General features: G+C 40.9%; 24 protein-coding genes. 7 read left to right on the forward strand and 17 right to left on the reverse strand.

What is annotated here, in order from left to right; all coding sequences use genetic code 11:
- Positions 1–195 precede the first annotated feature (195 nt).
- The 5 genes from OA91_RS14600 (at position 196) to OA91_RS24435 (ending at position 3875) form a co-directional block, all read left to right on the forward strand.
- Entirely contained in the window at positions 196–771 is a 576-nt protein-coding gene (locus OA91_RS14600) for a hypothetical protein (protein ID WP_063339022.1), read from the forward strand.
- A gap of 21 nt (positions 772–792) precedes the next feature.
- Positions 793–1680: a sterol desaturase family protein gene (locus OA91_RS14605; RefSeq protein ID WP_063339023.1), complete on the forward strand. Its 888-nt coding sequence runs from the start codon at positions 793–795 to the stop codon at positions 1678–1680.
- Between the two features lie 7 nt (positions 1681–1687).
- A complete protein-coding gene (locus OA91_RS14610) occupies positions 1688–2365 on the forward strand; it encodes a response regulator transcription factor (protein ID WP_046015349.1) in 678 nt (225 codons plus the stop codon).
- On the forward strand, positions 2362–3660 hold the full coding sequence (locus OA91_RS14615) for a sensor histidine kinase (protein WP_063339024.1): 1299 nt from the start codon (positions 2362–2364) through the stop codon (positions 3658–3660). The genes OA91_RS14610 and OA91_RS14615 overlap by 4 nt, the downstream gene beginning before the upstream one ends.
- Before the next feature lie 62 nt (positions 3661–3722).
- Positions 3723–3875 (forward strand): hypothetical protein, encoded by a 153-nt coding sequence (locus OA91_RS24435; RefSeq protein ID WP_197477819.1) that lies wholly within the window; start codon positions 3723–3725, stop codon positions 3873–3875.
- A gap of 96 nt (positions 3876–3971) precedes the next feature.
- Here the strand turns inward: OA91_RS24435 and OA91_RS14620 are convergent, their stop codons facing one another.
- The 10 genes from OA91_RS14620 to OA91_RS14665 all read right to left on the reverse strand — a co-directional run bounded on the left by OA91_RS14620 (position 3972) and on the right by OA91_RS14665 (position 14851).
- On the reverse strand, positions 3972–5378 hold the full coding sequence (locus OA91_RS14620; protein WP_063339025.1) for a DUF1501 domain-containing protein: 1407 nt from the start codon (positions 5376–5378) through the stop codon (positions 3972–3974).
- A gap of 2 nt (positions 5379–5380) precedes the next feature.
- A complete protein-coding gene (locus OA91_RS14625) occupies positions 5381–7153 on the reverse strand; it encodes a DUF1800 family protein (RefSeq protein ID WP_063339026.1) in 1773 nt (590 codons plus the stop codon).
- Positions 7154–7382: 229 nt separating this feature from the next.
- Positions 7383–7796: a hypothetical protein gene (locus OA91_RS14630; RefSeq protein WP_063339027.1), complete on the reverse strand. Its 414-nt coding sequence runs from the start codon at positions 7794–7796 to the stop codon at positions 7383–7385.
- A gap of 199 nt (positions 7797–7995) precedes the next feature.
- Positions 7996–8349, reverse strand: a complete 354-nt coding sequence (locus OA91_RS14635; RefSeq protein ID WP_063339028.1) for a hypothetical protein — start codon at positions 8347–8349, stop codon at positions 7996–7998.
- The gene (locus tag OA91_RS14640; protein ID WP_046015343.1) at positions 8346–9803 is read right to left on the reverse strand and encodes a methyl-accepting chemotaxis protein; all 1458 of its coding nucleotides are present in this window, start codon (positions 9801–9803) and stop codon (positions 8346–8348) included. The genes OA91_RS14635 and OA91_RS14640 overlap by 4 nt, the downstream gene beginning before the upstream one ends.
- Positions 9784–10074: a hypothetical protein gene (locus OA91_RS14645; protein ID WP_046015342.1), complete on the reverse strand. Its 291-nt coding sequence runs from the start codon at positions 10072–10074 to the stop codon at positions 9784–9786. The genes OA91_RS14640 and OA91_RS14645 overlap by 20 nt, the downstream gene beginning before the upstream one ends.
- A 19-nt stretch (positions 10075–10093) precedes the next feature.
- Positions 10094–10657, reverse strand: coding sequence for an outer membrane beta-barrel protein (locus OA91_RS14650; protein WP_046015341.1), 564 nt, complete (start codon positions 10655–10657; stop codon positions 10094–10096).
- Positions 10658–10755: 98 nt separating this feature from the next.
- The gene (locus tag OA91_RS14655; protein ID WP_063339029.1) at positions 10756–13341 is read right to left on the reverse strand and encodes a LuxR C-terminal-related transcriptional regulator; all 2586 of its coding nucleotides are present in this window, start codon (positions 13339–13341) and stop codon (positions 10756–10758) included.
- A gap of 140 nt (positions 13342–13481) precedes the next feature.
- Positions 13482–14147, reverse strand: coding sequence for a hypothetical protein (locus tag OA91_RS14660; protein WP_063339030.1), 666 nt, complete (start codon positions 14145–14147; stop codon positions 13482–13484).
- Positions 14148–14308: 161 nt separating this feature from the next.
- Positions 14309–14851, reverse strand: a complete 543-nt coding sequence (locus tag OA91_RS14665; RefSeq protein WP_063339031.1) for a peroxiredoxin-like family protein — start codon at positions 14849–14851, stop codon at positions 14309–14311.
- Positions 14852–15087: 236 nt separating this feature from the next.
- Here OA91_RS14665 and OA91_RS14670 point away from each other — a divergent pair, with 236 nt between their 5' ends.
- The gene (locus tag OA91_RS14670) at positions 15088–15984 is read left to right on the forward strand and encodes a LysR family transcriptional regulator (RefSeq protein ID WP_063339032.1); all 897 of its coding nucleotides are present in this window, start codon (positions 15088–15090) and stop codon (positions 15982–15984) included.
- Positions 15985–15993: 9 nt separating this feature from the next.
- Here the strand turns inward: OA91_RS14670 and OA91_RS14675 are convergent, their stop codons facing one another.
- Positions 15994–16875 carry a DMT family transporter gene (locus OA91_RS14675; RefSeq protein ID WP_063339033.1) on the reverse strand — a complete coding sequence of 294 codons (882 nt, stop codon included), beginning with the start codon at positions 16873–16875 and terminating at the stop codon, positions 15994–15996.
- 138 nt (positions 16876–17013) lie between these two features.
- Here OA91_RS14675 and OA91_RS14680 point away from each other — a divergent pair, with 138 nt between their 5' ends.
- Positions 17014–17877, forward strand: a complete 864-nt coding sequence (locus OA91_RS14680) for a LysR family transcriptional regulator (RefSeq protein ID WP_063339034.1) — start codon at positions 17014–17016, stop codon at positions 17875–17877.
- Positions 17878–17956: 79 nt separating this feature from the next.
- On the opposite strand, the gene OA91_RS14685 is transcribed toward OA91_RS14680, so the two are convergent.
- The 6 genes from OA91_RS14685 to OA91_RS14710 all read right to left on the reverse strand — a co-directional run bounded on the left by OA91_RS14685 (position 17957) and on the right by OA91_RS14710 (position 24845).
- Positions 17957–19930: a TonB-dependent receptor domain-containing protein gene (locus tag OA91_RS14685; RefSeq protein WP_063339035.1), complete on the reverse strand. Its 1974-nt coding sequence runs from the start codon at positions 19928–19930 to the stop codon at positions 17957–17959.
- A gap of 101 nt (positions 19931–20031) precedes the next feature.
- A complete protein-coding gene (locus OA91_RS14690; protein WP_063339036.1) occupies positions 20032–20991 on the reverse strand; it encodes a LysR family transcriptional regulator in 960 nt (319 codons plus the stop codon).
- 215 nt (positions 20992–21206) lie between these two features.
- The gene (locus OA91_RS14695) at positions 21207–22052 is read right to left on the reverse strand and encodes an SDR family oxidoreductase (protein ID WP_063339037.1); all 846 of its coding nucleotides are present in this window, start codon (positions 22050–22052) and stop codon (positions 21207–21209) included.
- Between the two features lie 122 nt (positions 22053–22174).
- A complete protein-coding gene (locus OA91_RS14700; protein ID WP_063339038.1) occupies positions 22175–22939 on the reverse strand; it encodes an iron ABC transporter ATP-binding protein in 765 nt (254 codons plus the stop codon).
- Between the two features lie 12 nt (positions 22940–22951).
- On the reverse strand, positions 22952–23902 hold the full coding sequence (locus OA91_RS14705) for an iron chelate uptake ABC transporter family permease subunit (RefSeq protein WP_063339039.1): 951 nt from the start codon (positions 23900–23902) through the stop codon (positions 22952–22954).
- Complete coding sequence (locus tag OA91_RS14710) at positions 23895–24845, reverse strand: ABC transporter permease (protein WP_063339040.1); 951 nt, start codon at positions 24843–24845, stop codon at positions 23895–23897. The genes OA91_RS14705 and OA91_RS14710 overlap by 8 nt, the downstream gene beginning before the upstream one ends.
- Between the last annotated feature and the right edge of the window lie 37 nt (positions 24846–24882).

Raw genomic sequence — 24882 nt, forward strand, 5'->3', positions numbered from 1 at the left:
TTGATCGAGTCCCCTGTAAATAACCATGTCAAAAATGGTATACCCTCGATGGCAACTAGGCTTAATCAGATGACGCCATTCAATTGGCAAATGATGCTAACTTGTTAGCGACTCTTCTTACTTGCTTCATAACCTTTTGTTAACCCCTAGAAGGATATTCTGCCTCCCAAGTTGTATTTAAAGACTGGAGATAGGATGAAATTATTCGCATCAATACTAACGGCAAGTGCTATTACAGGCTCTATTTGGGGATTAGTTCTCTTTCAACCTGCTATGGCAGAAAGCGCAAAACAAGATGAATTAAAGCCAGATGTGAGTATTGCTCAAGCTCATACTCAGGGAGAGAAAAAACTGCCTGAAATAGAGCGACAGTATTTGAATGGGGTAACGAAAAACATCGCGCTAGAGTCTATGTCTGCACTTTGGGGAGAGTTTGAAGGTGAATGGGTTAAGCAAAACAAATTGCCTGAAAAACTCGATCGTATAGTTGTTTTATATCAGGATTTGAATAGCGACTTTACTCAGGCAAAAGTGACAATTGGTTATATCGCACCGGAATACGCGCCATCTAAAGATTTTATTGTACTTCCCTTAATGGGCAAGGGGAATGAAGATCTTCTTGCCAGTAGAGGCCAATACAGTGTGTCGGAGTTTATCGATGCTTGGGGGCGAATTGATTTTAAAAAGTCGGTTGATGCGTTAGTTGAGGTGCACTATCTGAGCCCTCAGGGGCAACCTGAATCCAGTCAACTATCTGTCTATTATAAATAATGAATTCGCAGGAAATCTGTTATGGAATTTATGTCTCAAGCTTTCTCTGAAGCGAGCATTATTTTCACCGAATCTTGGGTGAATAATAACTTCTTAGTGATTGCGACGGCTTTGTTTGCTGTCGAACTTATACGTTATGCTTTCAAGAAGAAGCTCAGTTGGAACATGGTTGGCGATAGTGCAACCAATTTAATTACCTTGTCATTTTTGTTAGTCACAATCTTCTTTATTGGGTTGGCTTATGTGGCTGCTTTTACCTATGTGTTCGACAATTTCAGTCTGACGCAATTACCTATCACTGGCTGGAGTATTCTTGGCTGTTTGATATTGGCAGATCTTGCCTACTATTGGGAACATCGCTTTTTTCATAGTAATGGTCTAGCGTGGGGAACCCACTCAGTTCACCATAGTTCACCTTATTTCAATATTTCTGTGGCGTATCGATTTGGCCCGTTAGATTGGTTTTTTCCCTTCTTCTTTCATTTGCCACTGATTTTGATGGGTTTTAATCCCTTCGTTGTTTTATTGTGCGAAACCTTAGTACAGGTCTTCCAAACGCTGCTGCATACAGAAACGGTTCGAAAGTTACCAAAGCCCATAGAAGCCATATTCAATACGCCTTCACATCACAGGGTGCATCACGCAAGAAACACACAATACTTGGATAAGAACTATGCTGGCATACTGATTATTTGGGATCGAATGTTTGGTACTTTTGCCAGAGAAGAAGAGCCTGTGAAATATGGTGTCTATCCTCGAATTAATTCCATCAATCCGTTTAAAGTTTATTTTCATGGGTATACTAAGTTGATTAAGCAGCTCTGGCAGGCACCAAATTGGCATTACCGTTTCAAACTCTTGGTTAAGCCGCCAGTTTGGGCTTGGAAACAGGAACAAAGAAGGAAGTAACCACACCATGGCAATTAATGTCTTGCTTATCGAAGATGATAAAGATCTGTCTGAAGCTATCAGTGATTATATGGAACTGGATGGCATTGAGTTTGATTTTGCCTATAACGGAGCAGCCGGGCTGAATCTGGCACTAAATCAAACTTACGACATTATTCTCACAGACCTTAATATGCCAAAAATGGACGGTATCCATGTGTGCCAAACACTCAGACAAAAGGGAATCACCACCCCCATTTTGATGTTAACGGCACGCGATACGCTAGATGATAAATTGACAGGTTTTGCTGCTGGATCGGATGATTACCTAGTGAAGCCGTTTGCGATGGAAGAACTGAAAGTGAGGCTGTTTGCTTTGGTTCGCCGAGCACAGGGTGTCGTGACTAACTTAACAGTTGGTGACCTGAGCATCGACCTAGATAAGCATCTTGTAACCCGTGCTGGGCAAGTATTAAAAATGCCGCCATTGTGTTGGAAAATCTTAGTTTGTTTGATGCAAAATAGCCCAAATGTGGTCAGCAAAAGTAAACTAGAAGACCAAGTTTGGGGGGATGATTTACCAAATGCAGACAGCTTAAAAGTACACTTATTTAAGCTTCGTCAGGCTATTGATGCCCCGTTTGAAAATAAAATGATTCAGACTATTCATGGGGTCGGAGTGGCTATTCGAGAGGTCTCAAAATGAAGCGGGTGAGTATTAAGCGAGACATCTACCTTTACTTGTTTGGCCTAGTACTGAGTTTGACCACAGTCTATGTCTTGATGATAAGCCAGAGCTATCAAGTCGGCCTGAATGAATCTGTAAAATATGGCTTTTTATATGAGTTAAAGTTAGCTGAGCAAGAGTATCTGACCAATGGTTCTCCTCCTCAAGCACAGAGTAAAACGCTGCAGGTTTACAGCGAATTTGAGCAGTTGCCTGTAGCCTTTAAGACACATTTTGATTGGCAAAATTTCAATCCAGATGTCATTTATGAAGAGTATGTAGCAGGTGAGCAAGAAGGCTCAGGTAACTATTATTACGCCGCGCTTCACTATGTCACGAGTTTAGATACTTACCTTTATGTGGCGTCGCAATATGACGAAGCCATTTATTTAGAGCTGTTCAGCCAAAACCCTCCCGAGTCTATCAACCAATTGAACTCTGCATTTTTAATGGTGGGAGCACTTTTATTATTTGTGTTTGTACTGGTGCGTTTGTTAATTCACCGCCTTACTCAGCCTATTATTCTAATGTCTCAATGGGCGCAAACCTTAAACTTAGAGGACACAGAAAAGCTGGCTCATTTTCGCTATAACGAGGTACATCATCTTGCTGAGCAGCTGGTTGATAGCGTGAAATCTCAACAAGAAGTGATAGAAAGAGAAGAGTTTTTCCTCCGTGCAGCCAGCCATGAACTGAGGACGCCAGTCTCCATCATTTCAGCAAGTGGTGACATGCTAACTAGGCTCTCTGATGTGATGCCAAGAGGAGGGCAACGTGCCGTCGCTCGGATTAATCGCTCTGTTATGACTATGCATAATCTCATTACCAGCTTGTTATGGATGAGTCGTAACAAGTTGCTAGATGTAGCGCTGAACCATATAAATATGGAAAGTTTGGTGCAAGAAACCTTGGCTAACCATTATTACCTTGCTGACGAAACCAAGGTGACGGCAGAGATTGAGGTGCAAGGCGAGCTGGATGTGGGCCCTTTACCACAGGTATTAGTTGAAATTGTGATTACTAACCTTATTCGGAATGCGCTTCAACATACAGTGCAAGGCAAGATAGATATTGTCCTATCTTGTGATGGTTTGACCATCTCCAATTCGTTAAATGATCAAGCGCAAGGAGACTCTGATGCGTCTTTTGGCATAGGCCTGATATTAATTGAACGCTTATGTCAGAGCCAAGGCTGGCATTTTATCCAACAGACGCAAAAGCATTGCTATTTTGCATCTGTGTCTTTCTTAACAAATACTCATCAAGATAACTGATAACCAAATCTTAACCCCTTACTCATTAAACTTAGGTCTAGTTAATCCATTGGAGTATTGATATGGGAACCTGGATCTTAGAGACCTTGTTGTGGGTGGTCGTGACGCTGGCAGTGTGTATCGCCATATGGGGATTCTCATTGTCCAACATTTTGCTAGCCTTGGGGATTTCCGTAGGCATGTCTCTTTTAATCGGGAATAGCTGGCGTAGCTAAAGCCCTTTGTTTGTACATTAGTTTTTCCAAGTTATTTATCAAATATGCCTTCAGGTTTGATTCTTGAAAGCATATTTGATTTTTTTTGAGCTTTTATCAGGTTCTAATTAACTCTTTTAGTGATCCCTTACCTTGTTTAGCTGGAAAGTTTTTTAGATTAGGAAACAATAAATCGAGTTGGTTTTTCTCTACACCAAACCAAAGTGCTAATTCAGCATAGAGCTCATCGGTTGCTAAGGTTGGAATTAACACACCGTCACCAATATCAAGAGGGTTATCTTTACCCAGACTGAGTTTTGGATATTGGCCAAATACTTGGCCACCTTTCACTTGATTACCCATTACTAAGGTATTGCCGCCCCAACCATGGTCCGTACCGTTTCCGTTGGATGTGAGCGTTCTGCCAAAGTCTGAACCAGTAAAAGTAACGACCTGATCCGCAAGACCGAGCTCGTCTAGACTGTGTTGAAACTCCCCAAGGGCCTTACTTAACACTCTTAGCATTTTACCTTGGTTATTAAGCAGCTCGTCATGATGATCCCAACCAATGTATCTGAGGAAAAATGTTTGCTGTTTGTGGCCTAAGGCTTTTGCACTTTTAATCGATTGCGCAACCTTGCGAAGTTGCTGTGACAGCTCAGTGTTTGAGAACTGAGTCTTCAACTTGGTACCTTCTAATGCCTCTTTAAACAATTGATGCTGAGCTTGAGATTGTCGCGTCATAGAAAGATAGGACTGTCTAAAGGGATCATTAGGGTAGTTTTGATTCAGACTAGCTTCGAAGTTTTTTAATAGCAGTTTGTTAAGTTGATTTGGCATTTCATTAATGACTAACCCCACGCTGCCTTCGTCTGTTATCGAGTAAACACCAGAGTGAAAACCATTTTGCATAATATTATTTCCCGCCAAGGAAATGTTCATAGGAATACGGGGAGAAGCTTGGTTTGCCTGTAAGGAGTCACTGAGTAAGCCAAACCAGCCACGATTAATTCTGAGTTCAGGTCTTGCTGTTTGCCAATGTTTAAATTGGTCTGAATGAGACATGAGACCGAGAGGTAAATTAGCGCTTTGGCTATAAAAAAGGGACTTATCTACTGGGGTGATCATGGGGCCGATATTGGCAACAAAGGCTAACTTATTTTGCTCAAATAAGTGCTTAACTTCAGGCATGCTGGGGTGTAATCCAAAGCGTCTTCCGTCTTGATCTTTGAATCCATTTAATGACAAAAGCTCACTTTGGTCTAAGGCTAAGTTGCTTCTTGTTTTCTTATATTCTTGATAATGGCTATTAGAGCTAGGTACCAGCATATTAAAGGCATCATTACCGCCGTCTAACATGATAAACACCAATGCTTTTGACTCTGGCTTAATACTCACTAAGGGGGTTTTATTAGCCGAAGATGAAGGCGCTGAATATACAGGTGCAGCGCCCGCAATGGCTAGGTTTGCAGCAACTGTGACCTGAGCACTTGAACGGATGAATTGCCTTCTTGATAAACTCATAACTATACCTCTAGAACAGTAAACTCGGGGGAAATGGCAATAAAGAAAACAATGGTTTGGACAACCCATTCAGGGTGTTCTTTATAAGCAGAGAAAGATGACAATATGTGCTGTTTAGAGGTTAACGGTGCTTTCGCGGTTAACAATAAACTGAGTTCATCCACCAAGGCACTGTGTTGCGATGGGTCTTTCGCTGTTTGAATGTATTTATCAAAGTTCAGCTTTAATCGATTTTCATGGCGCTGCTGTAGGGTGTCTATATCTAGCTCTGCCACGTTATTAATGCCGCGCTGGCGGCTAATGTCTGTGCTGACTGCGGGTAAATAGTTAGCAAAAAGCATGTAATACAAATAATTCACATAAGCGATCGAGCTTGCCGAGTTGTGAAGCTCAAACTCTGGGGCTAATAAATTTTGCTCTTCCAGCGGCCCAAGAGGAGTAAAGTCAGGCTTATAAAAGTTGAATACGGTAGGTGAAGAAAGAGGGTGCTGTTGTAATTGCTCTTCAATGTCATCACCTATCAGCCATAGCTTTTTAGATGTATTGGAGGCTGAAAATGCCCTTAGAATTTGGGTTGTCCGTAAAATTGGTGACTTGAGTTTTTGCGATTGAACTAATTTCTGTTTGGTTTTAGTTGCTGATAAAAAACGCTTTTTAGAAACAGTATGTGTAAGTGGATAAGTTAGAATTACTGTTATTGCTTTTTTTAAATTACCATCTGTACCAAAAGCCGTTGCGACAGCCTTAACGTAGTCAGGACTTGGGTTGGACGTGACCAGTTGGTTGATGAGTTTAGTCGCAATAAAAGGGGCGGTATTAGGGTGTGCGACTAACCGCGCGCAGACAAGGCTAATTTCTCTCTCGCCTGACTGGTTTGCATCTAGCTTAATATGTTTCTTCAACAGAGACTTACTCTGTCTGTCATGATACTTTTCGTCGACCTGCATGGCTTTCGTCATATTGACGAAAGGTACTGTTTTATAACGTTTATCTATGTCATCTTCGAAGCTAACTTGATAACCATTAAAACTTTTATTCCAGAAACTGTTCTCCCATTCAAATTGATAGCTTGAGGCTTTAAGGCCAGTAAAAACACGGGCAAGCTCTTTGATATCTCTGTTGTCGTAAGTGGGAATATCCAGGCCTTTATCGTTTTGTTTACGACTACCGTCTTGATTAAGTTCGTACAAACCAAGAGTAAATAGCTGCATGATTTCTCTAGCATAATTTTCATCAGGATGAGTGTTTTGAGACTCGTCAGCTTTTCGGTTATTCATATGGCTTAGGTAAACACCCATACAAGGGTGACGAGAGACATGTGTCAAAAGGTCGGCATAACTGCCAAAGGCGTGTTTATAAAGCAGGTCGTAATAGCTTGCTAATCCGATAGCATCGAGTTCAAGCACAGAGTTATCTGAGATGACTAGTATCTCGCTCAGAGCTTGAGCGACTCTATGGCGTAAAAGGTCAGTGTTAGTGGTGAGGTTAAGGTGCCACCATGCCATATGAAAGTACCACTTGTAGGGCAAAGCTGGGTTATTTCCATCCCCATCTATGGCTGTTTGCCCATGTTTTTTAAGTAAACGGGAGCGGAAATGTTGCCATATCTCTGTGGTTTTCGACTGGTATGGGCCTAATTGGCTAGGTGAGGTATTTAACTCTTCATGAAGCCAGCTATCTATTCCCTGTGTCGTAACTTGCTTAATCAGATGCTCATCTGCTCCAAGGCTTGCCTGCATCAAAAACCTACTCACATCGAAAGGAGTATCTTGCATCGAACTGTCCTATTTTGGGTTATTTGATGCTTAAGTATAGGGATGACTTGGTTATTTTTTGGTAATCAAATTTGCCCATATCAAGTGTTAGGGTAGGGTATTAGCGAGCTGAATAATCCACTCAACCCCTAATAGTAGAGTTAGGAGCTGAGAGGAACATTTTGGGGATAAAATGAATTAAATAGATTTTTCATATTTGCTTCTATAGGTGATTAACCTCCTTACATAGTTATGATGGGCTAGGGAGCCTGACACCAGGCACTTTCTCATCGGTGAAGACAATAATTCGCATTTTGCTATTGGAGCAAAAAGGGATTAAAACCCGAAATTCATTGTTCTCAATTGCCTCTGCTTTAATCACGCCAAATACTTGATCATCCGAACTGACAAAAACATGATTTGGGGTGCTGGTCTGATCATTTAAAGCGAGTTTAAAACGCGTCTCTTCAAGGGCTAAAAATTGCCCTGAAATAAGGGTTATTTTATGGATTAATGAGTCACAGTCTGACCCGTTAAACGTGCAATCTTGTGTCTGTTTAGGCAATTGAATATCAGCAAACTCCATCTTACTGGGTAAGGAGGGTAGGCTGTAGCCCAGTGCAAATGTGGCACTTAGAACAATCGCTAGAATCAGATTTCTCACGTCATCACCAACTCGCCGCTTACCTTTTGCAAAGAGAGCACCTCTAGGTGTAATTGATTGTCAGACCGATACTTAGAGGTTGTTTTTTTGCTCGCATTATTACGCATTTTTTAGCCCTAACATCTTCTTTCTGATTTGCATAAATGCTGTGTTTTTTTGCGCTATAGTTGATAACACTTGGCATATCTCATCTTTCACTTTAGTGATCTTGGATGAAAACCTTTGATAATCGGTAATGACTTCGCATCGTCAGCTTGTAAAATTTGCTGCGAAATCTTGCATGGCCAAAGCATGAAACCTTGAAATATTGACGCTTTTTGAAAGCTGGTTTTGAGCACAATGGCGTTACTACTCGAAATTTATTGTGTTCAATTGCTTTTACTTTAATCACTCCAAATATTTGGCCATTTGAACTGATAAAGACGCGACTTGCAGCCTTTGATTGATCATTTACAGCTGGTTTAAAGCTTGCTTCTTCGCTGGGTAAGGAAGGCAAGCTATAGCCCAGTGCAAATGTGGCACTGAGAACTATAGCTAGATTTAGTTTCCTCACTCCATCACCAGTTTGTCGCTGACTTTTTGTAGAGACAGCATTTCTACTTGTAATTGATTGACCGATTGATGCTGTGAGGCCACTCTTTGGGTCACACTTTGTGAGCTGTTATTTAGTCCAGACATATTCTTACTGATTTGAGTAAGTGCTGTATTCTGTTGTGTCACAGCGGATGATACTTGGTACATCTCATCATTTACTTTGGTGATGTTGGATGAGATTTTTTGATAGTCCAAGATGATTTCATCCAGTGAGCTTGTCACATTTTCCGCTGAATCTAGCATGGTCAAAACATGAGAGTTTGAAATATCAACACTCTTTGATAGTTGATTTAACGAGCTTTGAATATGCTCAAGGCTATTATCTGTTCGATTAGCTAATAACCTTACTTCATCTGCAACCACGGCAAACCCTCGACCTTGCTCACCCGCTCTTGCTGCTTCAATAGAGGCATTTAAAGCAAGTAAGTTTGTTTGCTCAGATAAGAGAGAGATGGTTTCTAACACACTAGAAATCTGCTCCGTATCTGTAGTGACGGTTTTAATGATTGTCTGAGTATCGTTGGCGACTCCGACTAAAGTTTCTAACCCAGAGCGGCATACCTCAACTTCAGCAAGGCTCTTGAGGCTAATTTCTTGGGCTTGGCCTGTGCTAAGGCTGCATTCAGTCGTGGATGATGTAATTGAATTGAAAGACGCTCCCAGCTCTTCAACCGCAGCAGCCACCATTTCAGTATTAAGCACATGTGATGACAGTTCTTTATTAATACTGTCTACGTCCTCTTTTATTGCGCCGGAAACAATATCTAAAGAGGAAATGGTCGTAGCCTGTATTTGGGATAATTCTCTTAAGTTAATCACTATCTGATTAAATCTTTGTTCGAACTCTCCTTGGTTATTTAGCTCAATATCGAGAATGAGATTTTCACCTTGAACCATGTAATCAATGGATGATTCGACATATTTTAATTTCTTTAGACTTTCACTAAGAGATAGGCTGCCATAAATTGAAATTGATGCCTGTAGTGCGGCATATAAACAGTGCTCTATCGTCATTAAAAAAGGGCTACCAGGAGGAAAGATAAACACATCCATAGGTGTTTCGAACTGTAGGTAGTAAAACAATAAATGATGAACTGCCGCTGCAATGAGGCAATGAAAAACCATTTTCCAATCATGGTAAATGGTTGTGCAGGCAAGCAGGATAAAGACTTCGAAGTGGAGCATAATATCGCCGTAAGCTTGGTGAATATGCAAGACGACGAAAGCGTATAAAAGATACGGGATAACAATCTTTATTGACTCACGATTGAGCAAGACAACTAAAACGATGAGTACGGTATTAATGATGAGGTCTGTGTAAGAAAAACCATAGCGCATCATATATAAAAAAGATAACGCGCTTAGGAAGCTTAAAATAATATAGGTTTTTTTGTTAAACGTGAGTTGTTTCATCAGTTTGGCTTCTCATTCCTGCTGATTTTTCTTTAAACGAATCATCTAAAAATCCCTGCATAATGATGGTTTGCAGTGTTAAACCTAATTTTGAAATGATTCTGATAATGCCATGTAGCTCTGATTGGTCTCGGCACTGCACTGTGATACAGGTGCCTGAGGCAACTTCCCTGATTACAACTTCTGGAAAAATTTGCCTCCAATTAAGAGAGAGGTATTCCGCAATATAAATATCGTAGGTACGTATGACTTCCTGATTTATGTTACTCATAGTCTCTCTCTACAATTTGTTAGAAGCGATAGCCTAGAGTGGCACCGAAACCACTGCCGCCAGCGTCAAGCTCTTGACCGTTTAGCTTCACATCAGCACTGGTGTATCTGGCGTCAATACCAAGAGTCCAGCGTTGGGCGAAGATATAGTCAATGCCACCGCCAACCCAGTAACCGACACCCGTGTCGTCGTAGGTCGTTTTCTTTCCGGCATTGTTTACTTCACGTTCAGCAGCAACAAAGCTAACTCCGGCACCTATGTAAGGCGAGAAAGACTTGTTCAGTACTGGAGATTGAAGCCTTAAACCTAGGTTAAATTCACCTGCGGCGGTTTCTGTTTTGACTGAATTGCCCGTTTCATTTCCGTTGCCGTAAATATCGGTCGCGATACCAATTGGTAAAGAAGAAGGGAAGTAAGTGAATAGGAGTCCAAGGGTATCCATGGAGTCATCTTTACCCCACTTATCTTCTAATGATTTTGAGCCGATGACGACTTTGAAGGTTGAGGCGGTGTCTGCAGCGTGAACTGTCCCTGCTGAAAGAGCAAAGAAGGAGCATGCAGCTACAAGTGTTCTGATTTTCATGAAAGTTTCCTAGTAAGATGTTGAATGAGTCAAACATCTCACTAGGTTACTTATGTGTTTTTCTGCTCACATCACCACATGATGTGATTTCATCAAAATTACTCGATAGAGTTCAGCGTATTCTCATTAAGATAACCAAGTGATTTTGCTTTATTAATCGCCGCACGACGATTATTTACGTCTAGCTTTGAATATATGTTTTTTGTATGGGTTCTTAATGTATTGAGACTAACAAATAAGCGTGAGGCGATTTGTGGTCCTGTTAACTCTGAATCAAGCCAATTTAAAACTTCTTTTTCCTTAGTGCTCAGCGGTTCCACTAAATCTTGTTTAACAATTGAAGGGATTCGAGTTTTAGGTATCAAGTGATGCCTTTCAAAGAAGTGCTTTAATACATTAACTTCATTGATCCAGACCTTGTCTTGATGCTCACTTAGCTCGGTAAGAATTGTTTTTAAAGACGCTTTGGCCTGTTCTGTATTACCTTTTAAATCGTGACTAATCGCCTCTATTAGCAATTTAATGTAGAAGCTTCTAGGCGTGCTATCTAGCGTTTCTTCGCTCGAAAAAATGGCTTCTACTTGTTCAACTGACTCTAGAGATGCAAGCAAGTAAGGTAAGTAAGCGTGGCTGTTCATGTGTAGCGCTAAGCTTGCAGATGGCTCTTTTTTTACCTTAATGTTATTGCCTTGATTTAAATAAAGAACATCTTTCCAAAATACTGGCGGTCTATGGCAAGGGGCTGGGCTTTGATGAAATAAGTTCTCTGCCTCATTAAAGAGCTGGAGCGCGCTATCAAACTTTCCATTCAAATTTGCGATTCGTCCAGAAAGCAAAGGATATCTGTATCTTGTTTCTGGCATTGAGCCTCTTTCACCAAACTGATTTGCAATATCTAAATTAATATTCGCCTTATCAATGCTCCCTTGTTCGAACTCAATTTCAGCTAATAATAGATAGGCATCTGCACTACCTTCGATCGTGTAACCATGGCAAGTATCCGCAATAGCGATTGCTGATTCGATTGTATGCTTAGCCTGATTGAGCCAACCGAATTGGTAATAGAAATCGGCAAGTAAAAAGCGACTTGTAATTTGGGCGCTAGTATCTTTTGAACGATCCATATTGGTAACGGCGGAGTTTAAGCTTTTTCGAGCATCTTGAATTTGGCCCGCTTGCCATAAGGCTATCCCTTCAAGCGCTTTAGCCGATCCTCGCCAAACAGCTTCGTCTGGATTTAGGTTCTCAAAAGCGGTGCGGGCTCTTTCTAGCACTTCATCAATATTGTTTTGTGCTGCATGTATATAAGCTTCTCCAATATTTACTATGCCATAAGTGGTGCTCTCTGCTTCGTTTAGGTTCATTTTAGATTCAGCTAATGCTCGTCTAGTGCTATCAAGCAGGTACATACCTTTTTCGGGGTCATGAGAAAGTAAGGCTAAACCGTAATAACCGGATAACACTGGATGATCTTGTAAAAGGGAAATGCTGACATCTTTAAGCCAAGCAATGAGCTGAGAGTCATGATGGTAGACCCTTTGCGAAGGCCAATGTTTTTCAACTAGAGATACTACTTGGCGTGTGTTATCTGCTAAAAAGCCATGTTTTACCGCTTCAATGAGTCTGCCTTGCTCTGCAAACCATAGTGCTGCTCGCCAATGTAAGGCTTGATTGTGCTGCTCAGATTGTTTCGCATGTACTTTGAGTACATCAGCAAATAAGTGATGGTATCGAAACCAAACTCTCTCATCATCGAGAGAGATGATAAAAATATTGTGCTGTTCAAGGTAGGCAATATGTTGAGCACTATCTTGTATGTCTAATACATAATCGCAGAGTTCAGCATTAAATTCAGATAATAAATAGGTATCAAAGAGAAATCTGCGAATCTCTTCAGGGAGCTTAGTAAGGACTTCTTCCGTTAGATAATCCAGTATGTAAGTGTGAGTTCCACGAAAGCGTGAAATAGTGGCATCAGGGTTTGACTGACCACGCAGGGCAAGTGCAGATAACTGTAAGCCTACAATCCAACCTTCAGTGTTTTTATTTGCCAGTCGTGTACATCTATCACTTAGGCTTATATTTGTCGGAAGGTTAAAAAATGCGTTTGCTTCATCATCACAGAATCGTAAATCGGCAGCACGTAGTTCTTGTAATTCACCTTGGGCGCGATATTTTGCTAGGGGTAAATTAGGGTCTATACGAGTGATGAGAAGTAAATGAAAATTATTAGGTGAGAGTTCAAGTAATTGAGAGATGATCTTATCAATTTGTTCTGATTGGATTAAGTGATAATCATCTAGAATGAGATGTAAATCTTCTGGGTAATAGGCCAGTTCATTGACAAGAGAGGTGAGTATGATACCTGCATCTTTCTCTTCTTTCCCTTGTGTCATATGCCAAGCATCTTCCGCTAAATTAGCATCTACTGATCGAATTGCTGCCACTAAATAAGCTAAAAAAATGTCAGGATTATTGTCATTGAGATCGAGAGAAAGCCAAGCATATTTTGGCTTAACTTCTTTACACCAAGAGGCAACTAAGTGTGACTTCCCAAACCCCGCTGGAGCTGAAACTATGGTTAATTTATTGTTCTTCGCTTGGTTAAGCTGCTCAATTAATGCAATGCGTTTAACAAAGTCTGCTTTAGGCGATGGACTATACAATTTGGTTTTAATAATCATGCTTAATCCCTTATTTGTTTTATGCTCTTTGCTTACTTATGAGATGTTACTGATTGGTTGTTTTTTAGTTTAGAGTGATAGCAAGTTAAATAAAAATATAGTGATGTTTCTCTCTTAACTAAATCGACTTAACAATAAGGTTAAGAATTTGATTTCCAATATTTATATGCATATGGAAATGAAAAATACATACATAAGAACCAAAGAATCAATAGTAAATCAAATAAACTCGAAAAGAGTTCACTTCGTTCAAAATAAGCACAAGCTGAGATAACAACAATGAGGCTAGTGATAAGTTTAGTTACTTTTAAACTAACATTGTTTGAAGGCAATAGGAGAGCAACCAGTAGAACCCATATAGCACCGATAATCTCATTTCCTTTCGCCGCAATATTTAGCATGACTTCAAAGGTGTGCCAGACTTGATTGTTATTGAGGGTGTTGAATGAAGGTATCTCAGTGGCTTGTTGTGTTAACCCAATCGCTATGCCGCCATTAAGTAGCAAGAAACTTGTCCAAATACTGCCTGTAGCCAGTGTGGCGATTGCAAGCGTGATCGATTTACTTTTTGAAAGAAAAAATAATGTGCCGCTCAAGATAAAAATGCTGCCGCTATAAACCAAGTAGATTAAAAAATTAAAATCAATATTTAATGCTGAACTTAATATTAAGGTGTTGATTATATTAAAGTTAAATAGGTTCTCACTTTGAAAACTGTGCAGGCTGCTTAGCATGATGATTAGACCATATGCGAAGCAAGTCGCATGAACTAGCAGAGTTAAACGAGTCAGAGTTAATGTCTTCATTGAAGTCTTTGGTTAGGGAATTATTTGAGGCGCAAAGTTATCAAGGAGGAGGCTAAGTTGAATCACCATATATGGTGAATAGGTATTGAATTTTTAAGCTGTTGTAAAAGATAAATACTAGGTATGCAGGAAAAGCGCCTAGTGAATAGGCGCTTAGACGTTTATTTGTAAGAGGCTGTACCACGAATGGGGTAATTGTTTTCTGGATTACGGATAAAGCCTAAGCCACCGACTAATACGCTTAATTCAGGTCGCAAAAATGGGGCGTTAGAGATATCTAGCGTTTGTATCTTACCTTCTTCATTAATCACAAAAAGGCCAGGCTCTGCGAATTTGTAATCACACTCCAAACCTTCTCTTGGGTTGGAAATGTAAAGTCCTAAGGTCTGCATTTGTTCTTCTGTCAGACCATAAGCAACTGGAAAACTCACATCAAATTCCTGCATATGTTCTTTTAAGCGTGCTTCTGTATCTGTGGAAACGGCCACAACACTGACGCCAAGATTTCCCAAAGCCGTTTTATGCTCTTCTAGCTGGTTAAGGTAGCTAGTGCACATAGGGCAATATCTACCGCGATAAACGACTAACATCTGCCAATCAGCCCCACTATGAGGTTTGCCTAATTCAATACTTGAGCCATCTAATAATTTTGCCGTGACAGTCGGAAACGTATCTCCTGCTGCTAATTTTGGTGTGTAAGCCATATAAAACCTCAACTTTTAATCATGTTTAATCTTTTATTAAATACGCCTTTAGGGGCGGAAGATTTTAATCTTGGTAGGATAATAAGGCGGATAAAAGCTGAGGATAACCTAGCTAAAGTGCATATTATCTATTCTAAAATGGAATAGGTTTTGTTTTTATTGGTGAAATCTATGGTGATTTGGGTATAGAAATTCACTAACATGCACTTTATCTAAAGCGAGAGGGTAAGACTTGTATGGACCAACTAAATGCGATGCGCACCTTTGTTCGTGTGATTCAGACAGGTAGTTTTTCGGCGGCAGGTAGAGAGCAAGGTGTTTCTCAAGCCAGCATAAGTAAGAAGGTCGCAGCATTAGAAAAGCAGCTAGGCGTTAAGTTACTCTCTCGTACTAGTAGAGAGCAGGCGTTAACCCAAGCAGGTGCTGAGTACTATGAGCACTGTCTTGTTATGCTGGCCGAGCTTGATGAGGTGGAAGCCAAGGTAAGGTCCAAAGTCAGCTCTCCCTCAGGTGTATTGCGTATCGCTTCGTCTGTGTCTTTAGGAAAGTTAATTCTAGCGCCTTTAATCGTAGAATTTCTTCAGGAGTATCCAGATATTGAAATCGATATGCTGCTGGAAGAGCGCCATATCGACCTTATTGTTGAGGGTGTTGATATTGCTATCCGTGCACGTAAGTTAGAAGACTCTAGTCTTATTGCATTGCCGCTTTTTGATAACCCTTTAATCCTTGTTGCTGCGCCTGAATATCTTGCTTTACAGGGTGAACCACAAGTACCAGAAGATTTAAAACAACATAACTGCATTACCTTCACTCTTAGAAAAACGTTGAATAATTGGCATTTCCACTATGCAGGAAAAGATATTGCCATACCGGTTTCCGGTTCTTTTCGAAGTAACAGTGGTGATACTAATTTAACCTTAGCGCTTGCTGGGGCTGGGATTACGCAAGTGCCAATCTGGATGGTGGAAAAACATCTCAAAACAGGGAGATTAATAAAGGTCCTGCCTAAGTATACGAGTGATAGTATTCCCCTTAATATGATTTATCCTCAAAGTCGTTATGTGCCTTTAAAAGTCAGGTGTTTTATTGATTTTGTTAAGGCGAGATTAGGTGCAAGTATCATCGGCTAGCTTTAATCTTTAGGCTTTCCGCAAAGCCCATAATGCATAGGCAATAAGCATTACACCGACCCATTGCATGAAACTTAATGCATGATCATAAACAGCCCAATCAATCAGTATAGCGGTACCAGGATAAACGAATTGTAATACGGCAATTCGGCTGGTGGATAAGCGGCTGATACCTTGGTAAATCAAGGTGAAGGCAAGGCCGCTGTGAATTACTCCGATACCGATTAACCACGCCCAAGCAGAAACTTCAAGCGGCCAGCCTTTTAAAAACGGTACCCAAGCCGTGATTAAAACACCAACAGCACATTGCCACCATGTTAGGGATAAAGAAGAAATACCAGTATTGAGTTTGGCAATTAAGGTTGTCACAGCGTAGAAAAATGAACCTAAAATACATATGCCTATGCCTTTTAAAAAGGCACTTGAAAGGCCAAACCCTGCGCTACTGCCATTTAATAAACCTGTGCTTAAGGCAAGCCCTAAGAGAGCTAAAGTGAGGATAAAGCAGGATCTTAGGGTGATCTTCTCCTTAAAGAAAACGGCGCCTAAAATCAGTACCCAAAACGCCTGAATATGGAATACCAAGGTCGAAATTCCTATGGGGATTAGGCGTAAGGAATAGAAATAAAGGCTCCAAATAATCACCATAAAGACACCGATGATACTGACGTATTTAATCTGCTTCTTAGAGAGTTTTAATTCATTTATCTTGCCTGAGAAATAAGCCCAAGCAAGTAGGGCGAGGCAACCAAAAAGGCAGCGATAGAAGACAATGGCTAATGGAGATTGTCCTGTATTGGCAACAAAAATGCCTATGGTACCTAATAACAAACCGCCTGATGCCATTAGCAAGGTAGCTTGATTTGATTGGTATGCTTGATGTTCTGACATAAGGGGCTTCTATCTACTTCTCATTCGGTATGAACTGGGTTGATAAACTATAAGTAGGTCTTTAGGATTATAAAAACGAATAATTTACCTAGTAAAAATTCGATTTTCGAATAGATGAAATGATTAGAGTGAATGATTATGGCAATGCAGGATTTACAGATTGATTGGCTAAAAGCTTTTGTGGCTGCCGTTGATGCTGGCACGTTATCCGGGGCTGCACGGCAAGTTCATAGATCCCAGTCAGCCGTTAGCATGCAGATTAAAAAGTTAGAAAATGTGATTGGTAAACCCGTATTAGAGCGTAATGCGAGAAGTTTAACGCTGACACCAACAGGAAAAGACTTAATTGGCTATGCCCGTAAAATGCTGGAAATACAATCACAGGCACTAGAGCTTACCCGAGGAGAAGGGGTAAGAGGTCGTATCCATTTGGGTGTTCCAGATGACTATGCTAATGCGTATCTTGCGCCTGTATTAAGGGCTTTTGCCATTCGCCACCCTAGTGCTGAGATTACCTTAACCTGTGAGCACACAGGTGCCTTAATACCTAAGGTTGAAGCCGGTGAGATAGACATCGCCCTTGTCACAAGAGATAAGGTGACTCGTGGAGAATTACTCTTTTTAGAAGAGGTGTATTGGGTCGCTGCAGAAGAATATAAAGTGTGGGAGAAAGACCCTTTGCCGTTAGCAACTCACGAAGAAAGTAGCCATATCAGAGAAACCGTATTAGCGCGTTTAGAGAGCCAAAATACGCCGTATCGAATTGTGTATCAAAGCCCGAGTACCTCAGGACAAGTGGCTGTTGCCTTAAGTGGAATCGCGGTTGCTGTGCTCACCAAATGCAGTCTAACGCCTAAATTAAAAGTCTTGGGTAGCCAAAATGGATTGCCTCAATTACCGACAATGGAAGTTGAGTTAGTACGCAGTAAAAAGTCTAAATCCTCAACGGCTGTGGATGCCATGTACGAAGAGATTATTCATGCGTTAAAACGAGAGCTCTAATACGAGTGAAAGGCCTGAGAGCTGTTTGAAAACACTCTCAGACCTTTCTATTCTGCGTTTAGATTAACGGGGATCTAAATTACAGACTGTATGCTGCTGTTAACTTGAAATTACGACCTGATTCATAGTCGATCCCAAATTCAGGATCTGAGTAAGAAGCATGAGAGAAGTAACGTTCATCAAACATGTTTTCTATACCAGCAGTGACTGTTAGACCTTCAGCATTAGCGGGAATCCATTGCAAAGAAATATTGTGGACTGAGTAACCGTCTTTATCTAAGTCTTCAGCATTATCCGCATCTAAATCTAGCGTTACCATGCTAGTCCAGTTTGCTGTTAAATCCATGTGAGGTATTGCATAGCCAATGTTCAAAGAAATGCTATCACCCGCACTGTCTTCAAGGGATTCACCTAATACCGCAGCACTGGTTCGGTTACGGGCCACAAAGTCTTCATTTACATCTGTGTATTCAGAATCTGTGTGCGTATAGGTTAGACGGCTTGAAACATTACCAAGGCGGCCATTCATAGAGACCTCGACACCTTGAATCTCAACGTCTCCCTTGTTCTGAATACCTGATTTTCCGGTTTCGGTATCATCGATGTAATCATTGATTTGGGTTTGAAACAGGGTGACAGAGAAGCCGAAAGAATCTAACCCAGCAAATTGCTGATCTTCAAAAGAGGCGCCAACTTCATAGTTGATACCTGTTTCTGCTTTTAAGTTTTCTGTCTTAACATCTGGCGTTTGGATAAAAGAACCTGGCACTTGAGGGCCTTTAAATAACTCAGTAGCACTGGCACGCACAGTCCATTGATCTGTCATCACATACTTAGATGCTAGGGCAAAACTGGTTTCTGTGAAGGTGTCATCCGATGAGTTGGTATCCATTTCATGGTGATCATAGCGCACACCAGGGGTCAGGAAGAAACCTTCTACTAATTCCATTTCATCTTCTAGATAAAGGGAATAAGTGGTCGTTTTCTCGTTATAGCCTGAACGGTGCTGATCGTTTTGATACGCATCGGACTCTTGATCAATGCCTTCAATACCATAACGTGCAACATGGAAGATATCGCCCGTTTCAAAGTCTGTTTCCGCGAGTACCTTAAGACCTAGATTATCTGTAATTGCCTCGTTATCGACGCCATCCATGATAGGGTTGTAGTTCATCTCATTACTATAAAAGGTAGAGTGAACCTCTGTATTGGTGAGAGATAGCTCATGGGTAAGAGAGAGGGTTTCGCGGCTATAGCTAATGGGATAAACAACGTGAGCATCGTAATCAACACCAAGGTTAGATTTTAGCCTGTAGTCACCTTCATCTTCGTAATAGTCGTAGCTTAGTACTAGGCGATTGGAGTCATTAATATCCCAACCTGTTTTAAACAAATAATTCTGTAATTTACCTTCTTGTCCTATTTGCTTAACACCACCACCGTCTTCAAAATTGTCACGGTCCATTACACTGTAGTAAGCCATGAAATCGAGTTCATCAACCTGAGAGTAAACTGTCCCTGAGTAGTTGTGATAGTCATTACTGGCGATACCACCAAATAGGCGAGCGCCGAAGTTACTGCCTTCTTTTAGTAGATCTTTGGCATCCTTAGTTTCAAATGCAATGCCACCGCCAAGGCCACCATTGATAACAGAGTTATTACCCACCTGAAGGTCGACAGCTTTAATAATATCTGGGTTTAAAAGTAGATTCCCCACATGGTGGAAAACATTGTTACTTTGGTTTACGCCATCTATAGAAATGTTGAGGTCTAGTTCACTCACACCGCGAATGGAAACAGACTGGTTGAGAGGGTGGGAGCCACCAATATCGACACCGGGTTGATCTCTAAGTAGGTCGCTCATGTGGTCGGCTTGTTTTGTTTCAATATCTTCAGTTAGCAATGAGGTAGCGCTGCTAATTTTAGTCCCCCAAACCTGAATCGTATCAAGGTTATTAACATCATCGGCGAAGGTTGAAAGAGAGAAGCTAGATAAAAGTGTGCTGATAATTATTGCTAAGGGTTTACGTTCGAAGGGTAGTGCGTGTGACATAGTTTAACCATTCAATCTCGTTGTTAAGAATGGTTATCATTAGATGTTTGTACGGTGCAAAGTTCAATTTATTCGCCATGACAGATGCGAATTATTATTATTTACATATGTAATGATGTCTCTGTTGAACCAACCCAAGTGGATGCAATATCCTTAATTAAAGATCGTACCCAGCGACACATAGGGTCATTATTATGGCGTTTATGCCAGTATAAATAAGTGTCTAGATAAGTTTGATTTTTGAGCGCATCTGGTACTTCACGAGCAATAAGGTCATGCTTTTCACACATGGCTTTTGCATAATTAGTAGGCAAGTGAAAGATAGTGTCGGTCACTTCTGCAATGGCAGCAGCAGATGAGAAACTGTTTAAGCGAATAGGAGCTGAAAGCTTCTTTTGTCCATCAAGAATACCTAGGTTTTTAAAACGTGGTTCAATGGTGAGTTGCTTGTCCCCTTGAAGGGAAATTTGACCAAAATGGCATTCCACCAAATTCTCTGGTGTTAGCTCTTGATTAGCTAGCGGGTGTTTTTTGCTCATGATGAGCCTGAACTCTTGGCTATAAAGGCGTGACATATAGATGTCTTGTTCTGAAGATGGAGGCTTAAGCGGGGATATTACAAAATGAACATCACCTGAAATCAGAGTCGAAAAGTGAGGCTTGGGAATACAATCTAAATCAATCTCCATATTAGGGGCTTCATGACGAATACGTTCGACAATCTTGGTGCCAAAGGTTTCCATTTGAGGAGGTAAAGCGAAAAGCTTGACCGTTTTCTTGCTACTTTCGGCCTCAAAATCTTGCCCATTAATGAGGTTATCTAAATGGCCAAGCAGCTTATTCAGTTCTTGCTTAATAAACTCTGCTTTGGGTGTCAGCTCATACCCCGTTGTTGTTCTAACCAGTAATGGATCATCAAACAGCTTGCGTAGCTTATAAAGAGATCGGCTGACAGTAGGCTGACTAATATTTAGAGTAAGGGCGGTATTAGTCACATGTTTCTCTTCCAATAGCTGTTTCAGTACCAGAAGTGAATTGAGGTCAAGTTGGTTCAGGTTCATTGAATAGACAACTGCTTTAGGCTTTCTCTTTGATTATATGCATAATAACGTATATGCGTATAATAATCATTTGTATTAATGAACTATAATTCACTTAATTATAGAAAGTTTACCCATTTCGAAAAAACGACGCTTTTTAAAAAGCCTTTGTCTGTTGTGTTCAATCAAGCTACCTAGGCTAAACCAGGTTTATCCTAGGTAAAGTGCGAGTGAGTTTATGAGACGAATGTTGAGAAGTAATCATCCCAACTTTGGTGCTTGCGACCTGCTGCCTGTTCAAACTGGCTAGGGTTATCTGATTTACCTTCTTTGATACCTTGGTAAATGCCAGCAATAACATTGCCAATAAAATCACCCAATTCCGCCATTCTTTCTTGGCGAAACTCATCAAATGAAACTGCATGATAAGCAAGCTTAGTATCAAATGCTTTATTCATGTATTCAGCAAGTTGTTGTTGAGTGAGGGACTGACCATGCAAATTGTATGTTTGCCCATTGTGCTTATCCTCCGTCAACATACGCGCATAGGCATAGCCTAACTCCGCACGGTTGGTATAGCCGCATTTGCCTTCACCAGCACAGTTATAAATACCTCCTGCTTGCTTATAGCTCTCTATGTATTCAACATCTGGTTCGATATAGATACCGTTACGACCAATGACCCATTCAAGCCCACTCTCACGTATATCTTGTTCTGTTTGTCGATTGCTCTGAATAACAGGAGAGAAAGCAGTACCTTCTTCAGCACCTTGCACACTGGTATAGACAATCTTCTTTACCCCAGCTTTCTTAGCCGCCTCAATAATATTCCTGTGCTGATGAATACGCTCATCCGGTGCATCCATACCAGATACCAATAGCAGCACATCGATAGATACAAGTGACTGGGCGAGCTCATCGGGTTTACTGTAATCCCCAGGGCGAACTTCTACGCCAAGATGCTTAGCTTTTTCAACTGTTCGTGCAAGGCCAACAATATGCTTACTTGAAAGCAACTCAACACAGGCTTCTACGATAGCTGCCCCTAATTGTCCGCTGGCTGCAGTAACGGCTATTTTCATGGTTTCTATTCCTGTTTAGTGATTAGAATTCAGTGACCCTAGTGCTTAAATAATACTTAACTTGCCATTTACCTATAGGTAAATCTGAGCGAATGAGTGGTAATTATCTAACCCCTAAACGATTAGTTTGAACGGTAGTAAAGTGCAGTTAAATTCCCATCTATTTTCTGAACATTAAAGGGGATACCGTAAATGCCTTCTAATATGTCTGGTTTGATAACCTCTTCAACACGGCCGCTTTTAATGATTTCTCCCTGCTTCATAGCAAGAATATTGTCTGAATAGGCTGAGGCGAAATTGATATCATGAATGACAATGACGACAGCTTTATTATGTTTCTCAGCAAGCTTTCTAAGAATCGACATAATGTCCACTGAATGTTTTATATCCAGATTGTTTAATGGCTCATCTAAGAAGATATAGTCAGTATCTTGGGCAACTACCATAGCGATAAACGCCATTTGTCTTTGGCCTCCTGATAACTGATCAATATACCTATCTTGCAAATGAGTGATCTCAAGATGATGTAATGCCCTGTCTATCAATTCATTATCTTTAGGGGTTAAGCGGCCTTTAGAGTGAGGGAAGCGGCCAAATGAAACTAGCTCTCTCACGGTAAAGCGCATATTGATATTATTAGACTGACGCAGCACCGCCAGTTTTTTGGCAAGTGCTTCACTGCTCCATTGCTCTAGTGCTTTATCTGCAATCACGACATTACCGGCATCAGATTCGGTTAATCGACTGGCCATAGAAAGGAGTGTGCTTTTCCCTGCGCCATTAGGACCAATAACACTGGTCACTTTACTTAGGGGGAAAAGGGCGGATGCATTTTTTACCACATACTTTTCATTATATTTTTTACTTAAACCACTAATACGTATCATGAGAGGCTTACCTTAATTTAACTTCTGTTTCATCAGTAACAATAAAAAGTAACTGCCACCGAAGAAGTTGATGATGACACTGATGGTCGTTTCAAAGTTTAAGAGGTGCTCGACTATCCATTGCCCGCCAACGAGAACAATGATTGAGATAACAGATCCGGCTAGCATGAGAAAACTGTGTTGATAGCGAGTAAAAACTTGTCGAGTTAGGGCAACGACGACCAAGCCAAAAAAGAGAATAGGGCCAATAAGTGCGGTAGCAATCGATACCATTAGGGTGACAAGAAAAATCACCTGCATAGTTAGTTTGTGAGTGTTTACTCCCAAACTCGTTGCATTGTCTGCGCCTAACCAAAGGACATCGAGTTTATGGGCAAGGCGAAATAAGCAGGCGCCACAGATGAGCAATGGCATGATGCACCAGTAGACCAAGTCTTTATTTACATTATTAAAACTTGCGAACATGGAATCCTGTATGTAAGCGAACTCATTTGGATCAATGATCATGGTGAAAAAGCTTGTAACACTTTGGAAGAGACTTCCAAGCACTATGCCGATTAAGAGTAGGGTGAAAATGTTTCTTTTGTGCTTTTTAAAATAAAAGCCAAAGAGGGTCATCGCACTAACGAGCATAATGCTTGTTGCTAACAGAAAATTCATTTCACTATTGATAACAAAGACACTGCTGCCGCCAAATATCACGATTAAAAGCACTTGAATCATCACATAGAGAGAGTCAAAACCTAAAATTGAAGGTGTCAAAATACGGTTATTAGTGATGGTCTGAAACACTATGGAGGATGACGCAATCGCCATAGCGGCTAACAGAATCGCAATTAGCTTGGGGATCCGACGTGATAGAAAAAACTGATAGTTTTCTGGTGTTAGTCCTTTTCCAATAAACAGCGAGCTTAGAAGCAAGGCTACGACAGCAAGAGCCAGTAATTTTGCCGAATCATGCATTGGATTTATCCTTTAAAATCAGATGAATAAAGACTGCTCCGCCAAATATACTAATGATAATTGAGATTGGAATTTCATAAGGGAAAACGATGATTCTCCCTAATATGTCGCAGATCAGCACCAGAATGACACCGGTAAAAGCAACCCAAGGTAGGTTACGGCGCATATTGTCACCGATAAAAAGAGACACCAGATTAGGGACAATAAGGCCAAGGAAGGGCAGCATGCCCACTATCATGACGACAGAAGAAGAGAGTATGGCTACCAACACTACACCGATCAGCACTACTTTTTGATAGTTGATACCTATGTTCTTAGCAAAGCTTTCCCCTACACTGGCCGCACTAAATTTATGAGCATATAAATAGGCAAGGATAGACACAGGTAAAGCTAGGTATAGAAACTCATAATTGCCTTTTAACACAGAAGCGAAGTTTGCGACTGTCCAGGATCCTAGTGTTTGTACCAAGTCATACTTGTAGGCAATAAAGGTTGTCATTGAAGACACAAGGTTGCCGTACATAATGCCAATTAAGGGAACTAAGACGGTATTTTTGAATTTTAGATGCTGTAGGAAGCGTACAAAAATAACGGTTCCCACTAGGGAAAAGGTAAAAATGCTGGCGAGGTGAACCCAGTTAGCACTGCCTGCAAAGAGAATTAGCGCCACAATATAACCAAACATGGCCCAGTCAATCGTGCCTGTGGTGGAAGGGGCCGCAAAACGGTTTTGTACAACCTGCTGCATGATTAAGCCTGCAATGCTGAGCCCAGCGCCTGCAAGGATAATGGCTAACAATCTAGGTATACGACTGGTAAAAAGGATATCTAAGCTGTGTGGGTCACTAAGGTTAGCAAAAGAGAGCTCTGCCACACCGATAAATAATGAAGCACAAGCAAGGCTTAATAACAGGCCAATGGTGAGAATATGAGGGACTTTCATAGCATAAGAGTTGGCATAGCAATCTGGCTATGCCAAC

Origin of the sequence: Marinomonas sp. SBI8L, assembly GCF_001624705.1 — a bacterium.
In the GTDB taxonomy this organism is placed as follows: domain Bacteria; phylum Pseudomonadota; class Gammaproteobacteria; order Pseudomonadales; family Marinomonadaceae; genus Marinomonas.